Origin of the sequence: Synechococcus sp. H70.1 (genome assembly GCF_047502705.1) — a bacterium.
Lineage (GTDB): Bacteria > Cyanobacteriota > Cyanobacteriia > Thermostichales > Thermostichaceae > Thermostichus.
The window spans coordinates 40,998-57,973 of the sequence record NZ_JANSIV010000097.1; the positions used below are offsets into that span (position 1 = coordinate 40,998).

17 protein-coding genes are annotated in these 16,976 nt (G+C 59.2%); 9 read left to right on the forward strand and 8 right to left on the reverse strand.

What is annotated here, in order from left to right; all coding sequences use genetic code 11:
* Both NW827_RS07295 and NW827_RS07300 read right to left on the reverse strand, forming a co-directional pair.
* The coding region (locus tag NW827_RS07295; protein WP_414503498.1) for a GNAT family N-acetyltransferase at positions 1–483 on the reverse strand (483 nt) is incomplete at its 3' end.
* A 506-nt stretch (positions 484–989) separates the two neighbouring features.
* Positions 990–1,271 (reverse strand): hypothetical protein, encoded by a 282-nt coding sequence (locus NW827_RS07300; protein WP_414503499.1) that lies wholly within the window; start codon positions 1,269–1,271, stop codon positions 990–992.
* Positions 1,272–1,490: 219 nt separating this feature from the next.
* On the opposite strand from NW827_RS07300, the gene NW827_RS07305 reads away from it, so the two are divergent.
* Together NW827_RS07305 and NW827_RS07310 are read left to right on the forward strand one after the other, a co-directional pair.
* Positions 1,491–2,294: a prohibitin family protein gene (locus NW827_RS07305; protein ID WP_414362407.1), complete on the forward strand. Its 804-nt coding sequence runs from the start codon at positions 1,491–1,493 to the stop codon at positions 2,292–2,294.
* Between the two features lie 86 nt (positions 2,295–2,380).
* Positions 2,381–3,316: a prohibitin family protein gene (locus NW827_RS07310; RefSeq protein ID WP_414404301.1), complete on the forward strand. Its 936-nt coding sequence runs from the start codon at positions 2,381–2,383 to the stop codon at positions 3,314–3,316.
* On the opposite strand, the gene NW827_RS07315 is transcribed toward NW827_RS07310, so the two are convergent.
* Positions 3,317–4,018 (reverse strand): ComF family protein, encoded by a 702-nt coding sequence (locus NW827_RS07315; RefSeq protein WP_414404300.1) that lies wholly within the window; start codon positions 4,016–4,018, stop codon positions 3,317–3,319.
* A gap of 133 nt (positions 4,019–4,151) precedes the next feature.
* Here NW827_RS07315 and rpsL point away from each other — a divergent pair, with 133 nt between their 5' ends.
* From rpsL to dapB, 6 genes are all read left to right on the forward strand, one after another.
* On the forward strand, positions 4,152–4,559 hold the full coding sequence (gene rpsL / locus NW827_RS07320; protein WP_414362410.1) for a 30S ribosomal protein S12: 408 nt from the start codon (positions 4,152–4,154) through the stop codon (positions 4,557–4,559).
* 44 nt (positions 4,560–4,603) lie between these two features.
* A complete protein-coding gene (rpsG, locus tag NW827_RS07325; RefSeq protein WP_414404299.1) occupies positions 4,604–5,074 on the forward strand; it encodes a 30S ribosomal protein S7 in 471 nt (156 codons plus the stop codon).
* Positions 5,075–5,209: 135 nt separating this feature from the next.
* Complete coding sequence (fusA, locus tag NW827_RS07330) at positions 5,210–7,339, forward strand: elongation factor G (RefSeq protein WP_414404298.1); 2,130 nt, start codon at positions 5,210–5,212, stop codon at positions 7,337–7,339.
* A gap of 22 nt (positions 7,340–7,361) precedes the next feature.
* Positions 7,362–8,591, forward strand: a complete 1,230-nt coding sequence (gene tuf / locus NW827_RS07335) for an elongation factor Tu (protein ID WP_414404297.1) — start codon at positions 7,362–7,364, stop codon at positions 8,589–8,591.
* 88 nt (positions 8,592–8,679) lie between these two features.
* The gene (rpsJ, locus tag NW827_RS07340; protein ID WP_414362414.1) at positions 8,680–8,997 is read left to right on the forward strand and encodes a 30S ribosomal protein S10; all 318 of its coding nucleotides are present in this window, start codon (positions 8,680–8,682) and stop codon (positions 8,995–8,997) included.
* A 136-nt stretch (positions 8,998–9,133) separates the two neighbouring features.
* The gene (gene dapB, locus NW827_RS07345) at positions 9,134–9,907 is read left to right on the forward strand and encodes a 4-hydroxy-tetrahydrodipicolinate reductase (RefSeq protein WP_414404335.1); all 774 of its coding nucleotides are present in this window, start codon (positions 9,134–9,136) and stop codon (positions 9,905–9,907) included.
* On the opposite strand, the gene NW827_RS07350 is transcribed toward dapB, so the two are convergent.
* From NW827_RS07350 to tatC, 4 genes are all read right to left on the reverse strand, one after another.
* A complete protein-coding gene (locus tag NW827_RS07350) occupies positions 9,904–10,815 on the reverse strand; it encodes a methylenetetrahydrofolate reductase (protein WP_414404334.1) in 912 nt (303 codons plus the stop codon). The genes dapB and NW827_RS07350 overlap by 4 nt on opposite strands.
* A 151-nt stretch (positions 10,816–10,966) precedes the next feature.
* A complete protein-coding gene (locus NW827_RS07355) occupies positions 10,967–11,767 on the reverse strand; it encodes a DUF2993 domain-containing protein (RefSeq protein WP_414503500.1) in 801 nt (266 codons plus the stop codon).
* Between the two features lie 168 nt (positions 11,768–11,935).
* Complete coding sequence (locus tag NW827_RS07360) at positions 11,936–13,159, reverse strand: NAD(P)/FAD-dependent oxidoreductase (RefSeq protein WP_414503501.1); 1,224 nt, start codon at positions 13,157–13,159, stop codon at positions 11,936–11,938.
* Positions 13,160–13,780: 621 nt separating this feature from the next.
* Positions 13,781–14,563, reverse strand: coding sequence for a twin-arginine translocase subunit TatC (gene tatC / locus NW827_RS07365; RefSeq protein WP_414404294.1), 783 nt, complete (start codon positions 14,561–14,563; stop codon positions 13,781–13,783).
* Positions 14,564–14,783: 220 nt separating this feature from the next.
* Between tatC and NW827_RS07370 the strand changes: the two genes are divergently transcribed.
* A complete protein-coding gene (locus tag NW827_RS07370) occupies positions 14,784–16,373 on the forward strand; it encodes a DUF3352 domain-containing protein (protein WP_414404293.1) in 1,590 nt (529 codons plus the stop codon).
* Here the strand turns inward: NW827_RS07370 and NW827_RS07375 are convergent.
* Entirely contained in the window at positions 16,370–16,831 is a 462-nt protein-coding gene (locus NW827_RS07375; RefSeq protein WP_414362419.1) for an ATP-binding protein, read from the reverse strand. The two genes, NW827_RS07370 and NW827_RS07375, sit on opposite strands and share 4 nt — an antisense overlap.
* Between the last annotated feature and the right edge of the window lie 145 nt (positions 16,832–16,976).

The following is a 16,976-nucleotide window of genomic DNA, read 5'->3' on the forward strand; positions in this document are numbered from 1 at the left end:
GGCAGTGCCGAGCGGTTTGTACAGCCAGTAGCCTTGTACGGAGAAGTGAGTCCGTTTGTAGAAGTTGAGGGCGGCCTGGTTGTGGCGATAAACCTGTAGGGTGATGGCTGCCAACTGCTGCTGCAATCCCCACTGTTCCACTTGTTGCATCAAAGCTCTCCCCAGTCCGCGCCGGCGGTGAGTGGGGTCCACCCAGAGCAAAAAAACATAGGCCACCCGTTGATAGGTAGCTTGATCGGTGGAGATGCCAGCCCAAACCCCACCCACAGGTTCTCCTGTTTCTTCTTTCAAGATCCACCAGCAGGGGGTACGTGGGGGATCGAAGAAGCGGTCCAACGTCTCCTCAAGGTGATCCCAGTGCTTTTGCTCAGGGAAAGATTCCTGTAGGGTGGCCTGCAATCCCCGCCGCACCCAAGGCCGATCCCACACAGAGCCGATGCGCCAACGGTAGCCAGCAGGCAAAGGGATCTCAGCTTTCGACATAGCCAGGCATCCAGCAAGCAGAAAGAGCTATAGAAGTTGCTTCCTCCCTCGGTGCAGGCTGAGCCATATCTTGGGGGAGAAACGAGCGGATACTCACCACCACCAGAGTAAATAGAAACACCAGGAGAAGCAGAGCGGGAAAGACATACTGCTGCAAAAAGTTCATAGGCTCGCTGGGCCAGAAATAACCTCAAGACTATTTTGCAGCGCTTGCTCCACGGTTAGGGATCCCAGGGGACTTTCAGGTTCGGATCCCTCCGGGCTGGGTAGACGAGTCGGAAGTCCCAGGGATCTGGGTTTAGTTAGCCGTTTGAGGTCAGCCATCTGGAGGAAAAGACGGGGAAGAGAAGCTCCCGCCTTGGCTAGCTTGGCGCGGCTTCTCAAGGCCAGGGGGCTGCTGTAGGAGCTAATTTGGGGGCCCTATCACCTCCTTTCCCCCTCCTGGTACGCCTTGGAAAACCCCAGCAACCATCAGAAGGAGACTGGCGCGCCTCTCCTGGGATCCCTTACCCGCGCACCCGCAGCGCCTCGCGGCGATAGGCGGGCAGTTGCCAGCACATCTCCAGCCAGTTTTTCAGCTCCTCTGGCTGGCCCATCAAGCTCATTTCCACCAGCAAAATGGCAGCTCGATCGCTGGCTCCTTTGGAGCCCAGACGAATCAGGGCGGACAGACTGTCTTCCCGCCAGCAGACAGATACCCCCTGCCGGATCAAGGCCCGAGCGGCAACGGCAATGCAGGAGGGTGACACCTGGATATCTCGCCGCTCGTAGTCAATAGTAGGCAGCATGAACGGCAACCCAAATCTTTATTATGTTTTAATCTTCTTCCCTTTTTTGCCGGCTTATCCTAGGTCTTTGCAGATTGTGAAGTAATCTTTTGTGAACTTGGGCAGGACTTGCCTCCAAAGACTATGCAAGCCAAAGCTGAGAAAGCTTAAGAGATAAAGAAAACCCTCCCTCCTCTTGGGAGAGAGCTGCAAAATGGCTGCAGAGCAGCAGAAGGAACGATGCAAGCGGAAGGCTGGGAAAGGCAAGTCGGTCAGTGGTTGCCCAAGGCCATCCTGGGTGGAGCTGTGGTGGTCCTGCTGGCAGCAGGTAGGCCGCTGCGCTTGGTGGGCAACGGCGAGAACATGGTGCTATTTACCTGGGGGGGAGGGGTGAGCCCAACACCCCTGCAGCCAGGCCTCCACTGGGTACCGCCCTTTGTCTCGCGCACAGTGACCTTTGATGTGAAGGCCCAGGCCCTCACCTGGAAAGATGATGACCCCAGTGCCTATGCACCGCGGCTAGTAGCCCTCTCGCAGGATGGCCAGCAAATTCAAGTGGAGGCAACGCTCCAGTTTCGGATTGTCGACGCTCCCAAAGTCTACACCCAACTGGGGGAGAACTACTTGGATCGCGTTGCTCCTATTGTTCGGTCGGTAGTTTTGAACGAGACTAGCGGCTTTTCTGCCCAAGCCCTTTATTCTACCGAGCGCCCAGTGCTCCAGGGCCAAATTCGCGAACGGGTGGCTCTTTTGCTGAAGGGATACGGCATCGAGGTTTTGGACTTTCTGCTGCGGGATGTGGATTTTGATCCCGATTTTGTAGCTGCTATTGAAGCCAAGACCATCGCCGAAAACCAACTGGCGCAAAAGCAATTTGAGATCGAGCAGGCGCGCCAAGATGCCCGCAGCATCATTGCTCAAGCCGAGGCCGAGGCTGGCCAATTGCGAGCCAAGGCCCAGGCCCTCACCCAGAACCCCAAGTACCTAGAGGTAGTGAAAGCCTCCGTCTTGGGATCCCGGCTGGAAACGTTGATCACCAAGTAGAAAACCCACCAGAAAAAGGACAGTTTTTGGGCGTGGCTCCATCTGCCCCAGCTCTTTTCTCAAACCTCAAAACGGGATCAGCCACTATGTATTCAACAGGAGGAGCGCAGAGTCAGGTCTGCTGGCTAACTTTGGGCGGGATCACTCTCTTAGCAGCTTTGGGAATGCTCCGCGCCTGCCTGTATGTTACTTTGCCCGGCCATGCCACCGTAGTGTTCAACACCTTTTCTGGGCTGCAAAAGGGGCGGGTAGAATTGCCGGGGGTGATGTTCCGGATCCCCGGGATCGAGACGCCAATCACCTACACCGTGCTCACCCGCGTTTGGGAGTTTACCAACGACCCCCACTCGGCCAATGCCATCAGCAATGCCATTGCAGTAAACACGGCGGACGGGCAGGCCTTTGCCGTTGATGTGGCCATTGCCCTCAAGCCCAACGTTGCTACCCTAGACGAGCTGCATGCCACCATCGGCGAGAAGTATCTTTCCACAGTGGTGGTGCCGGTGGTGCGCTCCAAAATCCGGGATGTTTCTGCCTCCTTCGATTCCGAAGATTTCTACCGCAAAAGCCAGCGGGCTGCTATCGAGCAGCAGGCCTTGGATTTGATCCGCCAAGAGATGCCCAGCGTTAACCGCAATGGGCAATCTTTGCCCCTGATAGAAGTAGAGGGCCTTTTCTTGGGCTATCCCGATTTTCCCCAAGCTCTGCGAGATTCCATTGAACGCAAACAAGTGGCCTCGATTACGGCGCAAACAGCAGCGGTGCGGGCGCAAATTCAACAAAAAGAAACTGAGCGGCTTTTGATCTTGGCAGCAGCCAACCAGCGGGCCATCGAGCTCAAAGGCCAAGCGGCAGCGGAAAACGCACAACTGGCGGATCTGCTGTTTTACGAAAAGCTGCAGGAGCGCATCCAAAACCCAACGGACGCGTTGCCACCTCTGCGTATTATTCGCGTCGAGGGGGAGGCCACGGTGTTCCTCAACGTGGATCCCCGGCAGGCAGCCGTGCACCAGGCCCAATAGTTAAACCTGGCCACGCCGTCGGAGCTCCCAGGGCAGAGTGGGGCGGTGGGCAGCCGGCTGCGCCTTGGCCACAACAATCACCCCGGCCACAGGGATCCCAGCAGCAACCAAGACCTGCTGCGCCGCTTGGACAGTAGAGCCAGTGGTGTAAATGTCATCCACCAACAGAACTGGGGTGGCGGGAGCGTGCTGGAGGGCAAAGGCGCCTGCCAAATTTTGCTGGCGTTGCAGCGGGTTGAGCTCGTATTGGGCTGCCGTGGCCCGCACCCGCACCAGAGCTTCAGGTAAATGTCTTAGACCCGTCCGCTCACAAAAGGCTTGGCTAATCAGGGCCGCCTGATTGTAGCCCCGTTGCCGCAGGCGCTCCGCATGCAGCGGGATGGGGACTACCGTATAGTCCGAACCGTAGGCTTTACGAGAGCCTGAAGAGGGTTGCCGGCTTTCGAGCCAGCGGGATCCCAGCCATTCCCCCAAAACCGCCCCTATGCGCCGCTGTCCTTCATATTTCAGGCAATAGAGGGCCCTGCGCAGCGCTCCCCGGTGGATCCCCCAGGCATAAAGCGGCCAAGGCGAAGTGGTGACCGGCCAAGAGTCGAGCCGCTCCGCCTGCAGCCGCCTCTGGCAATCTCGACAAAACACAGCCCTAGCCGGGCGTTGGCAGAGCGGACAGGGAAGCGCAATCCACCAATCCAGCCACTTCATGGCCAGGTTCCACTGCTAGGCTCAGTCTAGCCGCAAGGGGAGGGCTAGACAGCTCACAAAGTTGACGGCGGGATCCCTGCTTGCTAGGATTAGGTACTGCCAAATCATCAGAGCTAGCCTTCTTAGCCAACCCATGCCCACCATTCAGCAACTAATTCGCAAAGAGCGCGAAGTGGCCGCTCGCAAGAGCAAGTCGCCTGCTCTAAAAGGGTGTCCGCAGCGGCGGGGAGTTTGCACGCGAGTGTACACGACAACGCCCAAAAAGCCCAACTCCGCCCTGCGGAAGGTGGCACGGGTTCGCCTGACCTCTGGCTTTGAAGTCACAGCTTACATTCCAGGCATTGGCCATAATTTACAAGAGCACTCAGTAGTTTTGGTGCGCGGCGGACGGGTAAAAGACTTACCTGGCGTGCGCTACCACATCATCCGCGGTGCCCTGGATGCTGCAGGGGTCAAAGACCGCAAGCAAGGCCGCTCCAAATACGGAACAAAGCGACCCAAACCAGGCCAAGCTCCTGCTGCTGCAGGCAAGAAGAAATAGCTTTCCCTCAAGGTCAGTTTCCTACCCTGCACTTTCTTGGTCCTATGTCTCGCCGCAACCGTGCCCCTCGTCGTGAAGTGCCCCCTGATCCCAAATACAGGAGCCGTTTGGTTACCATGCTCATCCGCAAGTTGATGCTGAGGGGCAAGGCCTCCCTGGCCGCTAGAATCCTCTATGAGGCTTTGGAAATTGTGCGGGAGCGCACCGGTCAAGAGCCGCTGGCCGTCCTGGAAAATGCGGTGCGCAACGCTACCCCCCTAGTGGAGGTCAAAGCGCGGCGGGTGGGTGGGGCCACCTACCAAGTTCCAGTGGAAGTAAGGCCAGAGCGGGGTACCTCGCTAGCGCTGCGTTGGCTGGTTACCTTTGCCCGCGCTCGTTCAGGCCGTACGATGTCGGCTAAGCTGGCCAACGAGATTATCGATGCAGCCAACGAAACCGGTGGTGCCATCCGTCGGCGAGAAGAAGTCCATCGCATGGCTGAGGCTAACAAGGCGTTTGCTCACTACCGCTACTGAGCTTGTCTAGCCAGCGGGTATCCCTCTCTAGGGCCCAGGAGAGGGTCGGGATCTGGAGAAAACTTGGCGAAAGAGGTTAGAATTGTAAAGGTTTTTCTGCCTAAGTCGCAGGGCGACGAGGAGTGGGAGGTTAACGTGGCACGCACAGTTCCCCTGGAACGAGTCCGCAACATCGGCATCGCAGCTCACATCGATGCCGGCAAGACGACGACGACGGAGCGGATTCTTTTTTATTCGGGCCTAGTGCATAAGATGGGGGAGGTTCACGAGGGAACCACGGTAACCGATTGGATGGAACAGGAGCGGGAACGGGGTATCACCATCACCGCTGCAGCCATCACTACCCGCTGGACCAAGCGGGATCCGGACAACCCCTCCCAGCCTCTCGCCGGTGCACCTGAGTACACCATCAACATCATCGATACACCTGGTCACGTGGACTTCACCATTGAGGTGGAGCGCTCCATGCGGGTGTTGGACGGCGTGATTGCGGTCTTTGACTCCGTAGCAGGCGTGCAGCCGCAGTCGGAGACAGTCTGGCGCCAGGCCAATCGCTACAATGTGCCCCGCATTGCCTTTGTCAACAAAATGGATCGCATGGGGGCCAATTTCCTCAGGGTTTGCAACCAGATCCGGGAGCGCCTTAAAGCCAATGCCATTCCTATTCAGCTGCCTATTGGAGCGGAGGAAGACTTTCGCGGCATCGTTGATCTGGTGCGCATGCGGGCCCGTATCTACATGGATGAGATTGGCAAGGACATTCGCTCCGAGCCGATCCCAGAAGAAATCAAGGATCTAGCTGCGGAGTACCGGGCCAAGCTGGTGGAGGCAGTGGCTGAAGTCGATGAAAGCCTAATGGAAAAGTATTTTGCTGAGGAGGATCTCAGCGAGGCAGACCTGATGCTGGGTCTGCGCAAGGGAACCATCAGCGGTCAAATTGTACCTGTCCTGTGTGGCTCTGCCTTCAAGAACAAAGGCATCCAGTTGCTCCTGGATGCGGTGGTGGACTACCTCCCCTCCCCTGTTGACATTCCGGCTATCAAAGGCATCCTCCCGGATGGCACGGAAGTGTCACGCAAGGCCAGCGACGAGGAGCCTTTCTCCGCCCTTGCTTTTAAGTTGATGAGCGACAAGTATGGGGATCTTACCTTTATCCGCGTCTACTCTGGGGTCCTGACCAAGGGCACTTATGTGCTTAACTCCACCAAAAACAAGAAGGAGCGCATCTCGCGACTGGTGGTGCTCAAGGCAGATGAGCGCCTAGATGTAGACGAGCTGCGGGCAGGGGATCTGGGAGCGGTGTTGGGGCTGAAAGATACCACCACCGGCGATACCCTCTGCGACGAAAATGCTCCGGTAATCCTAGAATCCCTCTACATCCCAGAGCCAGTGATCTCAGTGGCGATTGAGCCCAAAACCAAGGCAGATGTTGACAAGCTCTCGAGGGCGCTGCAGGCCTTGGCCAAGGAGGATCCCACCTTTCGCGTCTCCGTGGATCCAGAGACCAACCAAACTATCATCTCCGGCATGGGTGAGCTCCACCTGGAGATTTTGGTGGATCGGATGCTGCGGGAGTTCAACGTGGAGGCCAATGTTGGCAACCCGCAGGTGGCCTACCGCGAAACCATCCGCAAGGCAGTTAGCCGCGTGGAAGGGAAGTTTATCCGCCAAACCGGTGGCCGCGGTCAGTACGGGCACGTGGTCATTGACCTGGAGCCGGCAGAGCCAGGTACAGGCTTTGAGTTTGTCTCCAAAATTGTGGGTGGGGTCATTCCTAAAGAATACATTCCACCTGCAGAGCAAGGGATCCGCGAAGCCTGCGAGTCTGGAGTATTGGCTGGCTATCCGCTGATTGATATCCGGGTCACCCTGGTGGACGGCTCCTTCCATGAGGTGGACTCCAGCGAGATGGCCTTTAAGATTGCTGGCTCCCTGGCTCTCAAGGAAGCCGCTCGCAGGGCCAACCCCGTACTCTTAGAACCTGTGATGAAGGTGGAGGTGGAAGTGCCCGAAGCCTTTGTCGGGGATGTTATCGGGGATATCAACGCCCGCCGCGGTCAAATGGAGGGGATGACAACGGAGGGTGGCATTTCTAAGGTCACTGCCAAGGTTCCCTTGGCGGAGATGTTTGGGTATGCCACTGACATCCGCTCCAAGACGCAAGGGCGGGGCATCTTTACGATGGAGTTCAGCCACTACGAGGAGGTTCCTCGCAGTATCGCGGAAGCCATCATTGCCAAAAGTAAAGGAAACGTAGCTAGCTGAAACCAAAAGGAAGTGACGATACATGGCACGCCCTAAGTTCGAACGGACCAAACCCCACGTCAACGTTGGCACCATTGGCCACGTCGACCACGGTAAGACAACGTTGACCGCCGCCATTACCATGACCTTGGCTGCCCTTGGCCAAGCGACACCCAAGCGCTACGACGAGATCGACGCGGCGCCAGAGGAGAGAGCCCGTGGCATCACCATCAACACTGCCCACGTGGAGTACCAGACGGAGAAGCGTCACTACGCCCATGTGGACTGCCCTGGCCACGCCGACTACGTGAAAAACATGATCACGGGTGCGGCCCAGATGGACGGGGCCATCCTGGTGGTCTCGGCAGCCGACGGGCCGATGCCGCAGACGCGGGAGCACATCCTGCTGGCCCGCCAGGTAGGAGTGCCCAGCATCGTGGTCTTCCTCAACAAAGTGGACATGGTAGACGACGAGGAGCTGCTGGAGCTGGTGGAACTGGAGGTGCGGGAGCTCCTCTCCAAGTACGATTTCCCTGGCGACGAAATCCCAATTGTCAGGGGATCTGCTCTGAAGGCTCTGGAGAAGATGCAGGCCAACCCCAAAACCCAACGAGGGGAGGATCCCTGGGTGGACAAGATCTATGAGTTGATGGATGCGGTCGACTCTTACATTCCAACGCCGGTACGGGAGGTGGACAAGCCCTTCCTGATGGCGATAGAGGATGTCTTCTCGATTACAGGTCGCGGTACGGTGGTAACAGGCCGGATTGAGCGCGGCCGCATCAAGGTGGGGGATACGGTAGAGATAGTTGGATTGCGGGAGACCCGTTCCACCACCGTCACGGGTCTGGAGATGTTCCAGAAGACTCTAGACGAGGGGATTGCGGGCGACAACGTCGGCGTCCTTCTGCGGGGTATTCAGAAGAACGAGGTGGAGCGGGGCATGGTCCTGGCCCAGCCCAAAACCATCACCCCCCACACTCAATTCGAGTCGGAGGTCTATGTCCTCACCAAAGAAGAGGGAGGCCGCCACACACCTTTCTTTGCCGGCTATCGTCCCCAGTTCTACGTGCGTACCACCGACGTCACTGGCACCATTTCCTCCTTTACGGCTGACGATGGCTCGAAGCCGGAGATGGTGATGCCGGGTGACCGAGTGAGAATGACGGTGGAGCTAATCCGACCCATTGCCATTGAGCAAGGGATGCGCTTTGCCATCCGTGAGGGCGGTCGGACGGTTGGAGCTGGGGTAGTCTCCAAGATCCTGAAGTAAGCTACTGGCTCTTAGCAGGGATTGGGCACTGGTTGCTCCAGAAGGCTCAATCCCTATTGCTTTGGAGTACACTCTGCTTTCTCTGAGTATGGCTACCTTAACCCAACAGAAAATTCGCATCCGCCTACAGGCCTACGACCATCGGCTGCTGGATACTTCCTGCGACAAAATTGTGGAGACAGCGCGCCGGACAGAGGCAGTGCCAGTGGGCCCGATCCCTCTGCCAACGCGGCGCCGCCTCTACTGTGTGCTGCGTTCTCCCCACATCGACAAGAACTCGCGGGAACATTTTGAAATCCGCACCCACCGGCGCATTATCGATATCTATTCCCCCTCTTCCAAAACCATTGATGCTTTGATGAAGCTAGACCTGCCGGCAGGGGTGGACATTGAGGTGAAGTTGTGAGGGCCTGCTGGTGGATCTCTAGCTTTCTGGGGGACAGGCAGTGACAACAGGGGCTGTGCACAAGGAAACCGACCCTTGCCAGGAGGCAGCCACTTCTGAGCCCATCCCAGTTGTGGTAGTAGGAGCCCTGGGCAAAATGGGGCGGGAGGTGGTACGCGCGGTAGCTCAAACCCCCGACATGAGGTTGGTCGGGGCGGTGGCCCGCTCGCAACTGGGTGCAGATATTGGTGAGGTGCTGGGTCTGGGATCGTTGGGAGTGGCAATTAGTGACGACCTGGCAGGGCAGCTGCTGCGGCTGTCGCAGCAGAGCAGCCGGGGGGTGATGGTGGACTTTACTCATCCGCGCTCTGTGTATGAAAATGTCCGCTCGGCAATTGCTTTTGGGGTGCGGCCAGTGGTGGGGACGACAGGCCTGACGCCAGAGCAACTGGAGCGGTTGCGGGATCTGGCAGACAAGGCGGGGGTGGGCTGCCTGATTGCGCCCAACTTTGCTATCGGCATGATCCTGCTGCAGCAGATGGCCCTGCAGGCAGCCCAATATTTCGATCACGTGGAAATTGTCGAGCTACACCACAACCGCAAGGCTGATGCTCCCAGTGGCACAGCTCTGCAGACGGCCCAGCGCCTGGGGCAACTGGGCAAGGCGTTCAATCCCCCCGAGGTGGAAGAAAAAGAGCTGATTCCTGGCGCGCGGGGAGGGATCCCTGGCCCCAACATTCCCATCCACAGCGTTCGCCTGCCGGGACTAGTTGCCCACCAAGAGGTGATCTTCGGCGGCATGGGGCAGACGCTAACCTTGAGACACGACATCACCGACCGGGTGGCCTTCATGCCGGGGGTAATCCTAGGCATTCGCAAGGTGTTGCAGCTCAAGGGATTGGTCTATGGCTTGGAGCAGGTGCTGAGCTAGCTGCTCAGAGGCGGGATCCCCGCCTCGTCAAGAATGCGGGGGATGAGATGTTCGGCCTTGACGGCCATGAGGTGCACCCCGTGGCAGATTTGGCGGGCCTGGCGCACCTGTTCGGCAGCGATGCGGATCCCTTCTTCTAGGGGATGGGGAGCGTTGGCCAGCCGTTGGATGACCTCCTCTGGGATGCGAACCCCTGGCAAGTTGCGGTTGATGAACAGGGCATTTTTGGCGGATTTGAGCAGGAAGATGCCGGCCAGGATAGGCTTGCCGGCGGGGCGGCCCAGCTTGTCCATGAAGCGCTCCAGTTGCTCGAAGTCAGTCACCATCTGGCTTTGGAAAAACTGGGCTCCGTTCTCCAGCTTGCGGTAGAAGCGCCGCTCCAGACCCGAAAAGCTGGGAGATTGCGGCTCTACTGCTGCTCCCGGAAACAGACAAGTGCCGCCGTCAGGAAGGGGCTTGCCGTTACAGTCAAGGCCGTTGTTAAGGCGCTGGATAAGCTGCAGCAGGCGCACCGACTCCAGGTCAAAGACGGCTCGAGCATCGGGGCAATCCCCAATGTGAATGGGATCCCCCGTTAGGGCTAGAACATTGCGCAGGCCAAGGGCTGAAGCTCCTAGCAAATCCCCCTGGAGAGCCAAGCGGTTGCGATCCCGGCAGGCCAGTTGCAGGATGGGCTCAATGCCCGCCTGGTGCAGCAGCAGCGAGGCGGCCAAGGGGCTCATGCGAGCAACAGCTCGGTTGGAGTCAGTAATGTTGATGGCGTGCACCCGCTGCTTGAGCTGCTGGGCCAAAGCCAGCATGGCAGTGGTGTCGGATCCCTTAGGGGGGGTAATCTCAGCGGTGAGCAGAAACTCTCCCCGCTGAATGGCTTGAGCAAAGCGTGAGGGTGGTGAGCAAGTCAAGGCCACAGTTTTGAGAAGATTGAAAAGTAGCACGTTGGCCTATTATCGACCGTTTGGGAGGGTTTTTCCAACCAGGGCAGTGCTTCCCTTTGCTCAGGGACCTTGGGATCCCCCTTCAACTGCAGCTAGGCTTCTCCGCAGCAAGCTTTGGCACCACCTACCCCTGGGGTGGCGTCACCGACTCCGGGTAGATGACCAACATCCCCTCGTAAAGGATTTGGCCAGACTGCAGCTCCAAGCGATCAATGCGCACCGCTGGATCCAACTGGATGGGAAAATCTGCCAGGCCAGGGATAGGGATCTCCTGGCCTTCACTTACCCAGACAGGGTTAACCAGTCGCAACTGGTTAGGGCCCTGGGCTTGCAGCCCAGTTAGCACTGTAACTGGCACCGCTGCCCCCTCAGGAGTCATTAGTTGGGCTTGGATGCGCAGCCGCCCTGGCTCTAGGGCAACCTGGGGTTGGCGGATGAAAAAGGGAACCGTTTGCTTTCCAAAGGGCAGTTGCACCTGGGCTTGGGCCAGTTGCGACTGGATGAGGGGAGCCTGAAGGGTGCGATTCAAGTCTGCCTCCGTGAGGCGCAGGCTTACCTGCACGGGCACAGGGGCCAACAGCCGCAGGGGGCTACGCCCCTGGATGGCTTCTCCCACATTGAGGCGAATGTCCTGGCCCCGCAGCCGCAGATGGCTGATCTGGAAGCCTTGGTAGATGAGGTTGTCTCCTGAGACCTGGGCCTGAGGGATCTGGCCGTTAAGAATCTGGGCGTCAGAACCCGCAATCTGCACCTGCAAGTTTTCCACCTGCTGCACCTCGGAGCGAATCCAGGCGGCCACCAGAGGGTTGAGCAGGGATCCGGCAATTTGGGCAAAGGCAGGCCAGGGCAAAACCATAGCGGGCAGGCCAAGCAGCAGAGCAAGCCCCAGCCTCCCTAGGAAGAGGCGGCGGGGGCGGGAAACCAAAGGAGCGGTTGGCTCCAGGGGGAGGGAGCTAGATGGGGACAGCACGAGGCACCTCAGAGGAAAAACTGGTAAAGACAGCTAGGCGGCTTTCTCCGGCCAAACTAGGACTAGGTTACGACAGGGCTGCGGCAGTGCCCAAGGACTTCTCCCGCACAGTTGGTTGAGGAGCTAGCCGTCTATCAACTGCCACCAAAGATAGACCAACCGTAGGTAGTGAAGCCGCAACCAAGGGAAAGGAAAAACACGCGGCGGCTGACGAAAAAGGCCGCTGATCTGGGGTCGATGACCGGCAATATCCTGAGCCAAAATTTTGCCTGCCCACACCCCTGTGGCCACGCCGCTGCCGTGGTAGGCCAGGCCGTACCAGAGGCTAGGGTCTGTCGGCGAAGGGCCAATGTGGGGATGTAGCTCGCGGGAAAGGCAAACCAAACCATTCCAGGCGTACTCAATCTCCACCCCCTCCCAGGCGGGAAAGAGGCGGTAGAGCTGCCGCGCCATCCAAGCCCGCAGACCCAGGCGTTTCGCTGGGCTATCGCAGGTGGCATCCCGTCCCCCAAACAGCAGCCGCCCATCGGGCAAGAGGCGGTAGTAAAACAGAAGCCGCCGTGTGTCGTAGATAGGGGTCGGATCCCACCAACCCTGGGCTTTTTGCTCCTCCGCTGTCAGGGGGCGGGTCACCACAATATTGGAAAGTACCGGCAGGAGGGATCCCGCCAGCTGGGGATAGAGTTGGGCTGGGGTGTAGCCGTTGGTTGCAATTACCAGATGGCGCGCCCGCACTGTCCCCCCTGGCGTATGGCAAAGGTGGCGGGATCCTACTTTTTCCCAGGCAATAACCGGGCTAGCGCTGTATAGCTGGGCTCCCCACCTGCGGGCAGCCTGGGCCAGCCCCTGGGTAAGCTTGAGGGGGTTGAGGCCAAACCCAATGCCGATGTGGAGAGCGCCGTAATTCTCCCGGCTATCGAAGCCCCGCTCCCGCAGCTCTTTGGGGCTAAGGAGCTGAACCGGGTAGCCGGCCACCTGAGTGTAGATCTCGTATTCCGCCTCCAACTCCCGCCAAGCGCTGGGGCGATGGGCCACCGCGTACCAACCCTGGCCTTGGGCATCCAGGGAAAAGCCCTCGGTAGCAGCCAGCTCTTGAACGGTTTCCACCGCTTGCCACTGATCCCGGTAGTAGCGCTCTGTCTCGGCTAGCCCTACCCGCCGTACCATCTGGGCATGGGTAAGGCAGCTCGCCCCCACGCCGCAGAAACCGCCGTTGCGTCCCGAGGCCCCCCAGCCCAGGGATCCTGCCTCCAGCAGGCAGGCGGAAATACCGTAGTCGCGAACTAGGTGCAGCGCTGTCGAAAGTCCTGTGAATCCGCCCCCGATGATGGCTACCTCGACCTCCACCTGCCCTTGCAGGGGGGCGGGGTGTCGCCAACTGGAATCTGCTATCGTGCTGTCCCAGTAGCTACCGACTGGATAGGAAGGATCGTAAGTTCTAGCGGGATAGGGGTTTGTTTTGGGGCAAAAAGTCCAAGAAAGCATAGAAGCAGTGATGTTAAGAACTCGTTGCGCAAAAGCAAGAAAATCCACTTTTGCAGCAGCAGCCTCTTTGCCAGCCAGCAGGAGGAGGAGCAGGGAGCGCTGCCTCCTGCCCGTACTGGCCAGGACCCTGCCGCAGGTACTGGCGATGAAAAACAGCAAGCCACTCCTGGCCCGCACCCCTTTAACAGGGGCGCATAGCTAGCTCTCCCCCTCGCCTGAGGTAGGGTAGGGGCAGGGGTGATCCCCCGCCAGCAAAGACAGATTGGACAAGCCCTCTTTGCACCCCCCTGGGACTCTCTGCTGCTAGAGGGGTGCGGTTTTCGCCTAAGGCTGGCAGCCCAGCCCTAACCAGGGCTGCAGTCGCGACTGTTACCGCTAAGTATCTTGGTGAGTAGGTAGAGCTTGTCCATCCTTCTTCCCAGAGTCAAACTGCTTTCCCCCAACGGGAAGCCAGGCTGCCCAAGCCAGCGCCCCTGGCTGTGGTCACTGACCCAGTAGCTTTACCAGCAAGACGCCCAACAAGTACAGGAAAGTGATGGCGCCGGCTAGAAGGCTCTGGGTAAGGGGATCGGTGGAGGGGGTAAGAATGGCTCCTGCCACCACTGCAGCCACGACGACGTAGCGCCAGCCCTTGAGCATTTGCTCGGCAGTTACCAGCCCCAAAGCCCCCAGCAGTCCCTGCAGAATCGGTACCTGAAAGGCCAAGCCAGTGCTGAACAAGAGCAGCAGCACAAACTCAAAGTAGCGCTCGATGGACCAGGCTTGCTCCACCACCCCCTCCCCATAGTGAATAAAGAAGCTAAGCGCTGCCGGAAGGAGAAGGTAGTAGGCAAAAGCCAGGCCCGCCACAAACAAGAGGCTAGACCCTAGCACCACCGGCCCCAGCAGCTTGATCTCTTTGACGCTTAGCCCTGGCAACACAAAGCGGACAATTTGGTAGAGCAAAAAGGGCGTGGCCAAGAGCAAACCGGCATACGCCGCTACCTTGAGGGAGACGAAGAAGTACTCGCCCGGCGCCAGCTGCAAAAAGGTTACTCCCTGGGCAGGCACCTCCAGGAAGGTGATAAGGCGGTTCACCCCCAGAAAACAGGCAACGATGCACAGGGCCACGGCAATGAGACTGGCCAAGAGGCGGCGGCGCAGCTCCTCCAGGTGCTCCAGCAAGGTCATCTCGACCTCGTAGGGAAACTCTGGATCGGGCACCCGTGTAGGCGCCTGCGTTGCCGCAGCTTGCTGCGAGGATTCAGTCTCAGAGGCAAGGGGCATCGGCCGGCTGGTAACACAACCTTTTCCGCTATCTTAGCCTTGCCCCAGCCTCCAGGGAAAGCGCCCACTCAGCAAGGTTTGGCGCACTGCTGCCCCAAGAAACCCTTGTTTCAACGGCAAGCAAGGGGAGCTAACTTCCCCTCCCAGGTAAGATGATTACGCAGTGCTGACTACCGGCTTCACGGCAAGACGGCATCTATTCCAAAGTGGGAACAGAGGTATGGGACAACGGCAACGCTGGCGCGGCATTCTAATTGGGCTGGGCCTGCTGGCAGCCATGACGGTGGGGGTGATCGCCTGGCTGCTTACCCAAAGTCCGCTAGCCCTGTTGCTGCTTCGCCAGGAGCTGCCGCCAATTGTGGGCCTGGCCCCCCGCTCTACCCAGGCGCTCCTGCTGCTGGCTGTTCCCCTGGAGGAGCTGCAGACCTTTTGGCAAGCAGCAACTCCCGCCCCCCAACGACGCGCTACCCGCCAGCAGTGGCGCAAGTTTTTCTCCAGCGAGGGTCCAGGATGGCTGGGATCCCTCTTGGCGGGAGGATCGCTGGATTTTGAGCGCGAGGTGCAACCCTGGCTGGGAAAGAGTACACTCTTGGCCAGTTTGACGGAGGGGGGCACCTTGGTTGCCCTGGAAATCCGCAACCCGGCGCTGGCGCAATTTGAGCTCAACCTGTTGTGGGAGCGGCAGAGTTTGGCTGGGCTGCCGGTCCAGGTGGACACCTACAAGGGCATCCAGGTGGTCTCTAGTCCGCTGCCAGGGTTGCCGGGGTTTGCAGCAGCCCTCTTCGGGGAGCGCTATGTGCTGCTGGCGGAACAGGCTGCTGCCATTCGCACCGCCATCGATGCCTGGCAGGTGCCGCAGTTGTCGCTGCTAGCAGAGCCGCGGTTTCGGCAGGTCATTCAGCTGCTGCAGCCAGCGCCGGTGGGTTGGGCCTTCTGGCAAAATCCGCAACCGGCCTCCGCCGAAGGTTTGACCTTGCAGGCGGTGGGGCTGGGGCTAGGAGTGAGCTTTCAGGGCTTGCTGGCGGAAGCGGCTGCTCTTTGGCATACGCCTGCCGACTTTGCCCTGCCTAGGGAGGAAGCTTTTCGTCCCCAGGTTATTGGCCACCTGCCCGACGAGACGCTAGCGCTGGTGTCCGGCGGGAACTGGGGCACCTTTTGGCAGAGTTTGGGGCAGATGCAACCCTTGAGCCTCCTGGGGCTGCAGCTGGATCCCGACCAATGGCTGCAGCGGTTGCCGTTGCCGGTGGAGCTGGCCTGGCAGCACTTGCTGCCGGAAAGGGGAGAGTTCGCTTTTGCCTTTCTGCCCACCGATGAGGGGCCGGCTTGGCTGTGGGTTGGCGAGATGCCGGATGCGCCAACCCTAGATCAGCGGGCCATCGCCCAAGGCTGGCAGGTGGTTTCTCTTTCAACAAAACACGGTCCTGTTACTGCCTGGAGCAAGCCGGCAGCCGAGGCTGTTCCCCAAGCCCTGCTCGCGTCCCTCTCGGCCCAGGTGTATCACGCCGACCGGGCAGGCTATTCTTATCTGGCTTCGTCGCTGGCGGCCTTGGAAGCGGCCCTGGCGGATCCCCCCTTAAGTGCTGCTCGCACCTGGCGCCGCCTGGTGGCTCCCCTCCCTCACCGCAACCTGGGCTATGGGTATGGGTCCCTGGACTTACTGGAAACTTGGCTGCCACAGCTCTCGGGATCCCGCTGGTCATCCACCCGCCTTGCCTTTGCCACCACGGCGCTGAGGCTGTCTGAGGCTCCCTACCCGGATCGGGGACGCTGGCTTCTCCAAAGGGGCAAGCTGTTTTGGCAGTGGTACTAGACGATCCAGGGATCCCGGCAGCCGGGGTAAATGTACTTGGCCAAATAGACTTGGTTGCCCGTCTCGTTCCATTCCACAAGATCAAAAATCTGGGTAAGCAGGAGCATCCCCCGCCCCGATTCCTCTGTTTCCAAAAGGCCGCAGCGGCAGCGCTGCAACTCCTGCTGGGGACGGAAGCCGGATCCCTGATCCCGCACTAGCCACTGGTACAAGCACTCAGAGCTGGCGTACTCGACAATCACCCTCTTATTGGGATCTAGGCGATTGCCATGGCGAACAGCGTTGATGATTGCCTCTTGCAAGCCCAGACGCACCTCTGCTCTCCAGGGGGCGGGAACTTTTGCAGTTAACACCTCCAGAACTGGCTGAGTATAGAGGGTGGAGGGAAAGCTGAGGACGCTCCAGGAGCAGTTGGCGGGCTTGAGAGAGAGGGCAATCACAGGGGCAGGTGGGGGCACAACGCTCTTTTTCCATTCTAGCCAATCCCCCTTGGCCTCCGCCCGGTCGGGCCAGATCCCGGCAGGGAGCCTTTTTGGCGTACCATCTTGAGTGGTGAAGCTCTTCGCGGTTACCCTGATTGGCTATGGTGATCAAAGTTGGGAC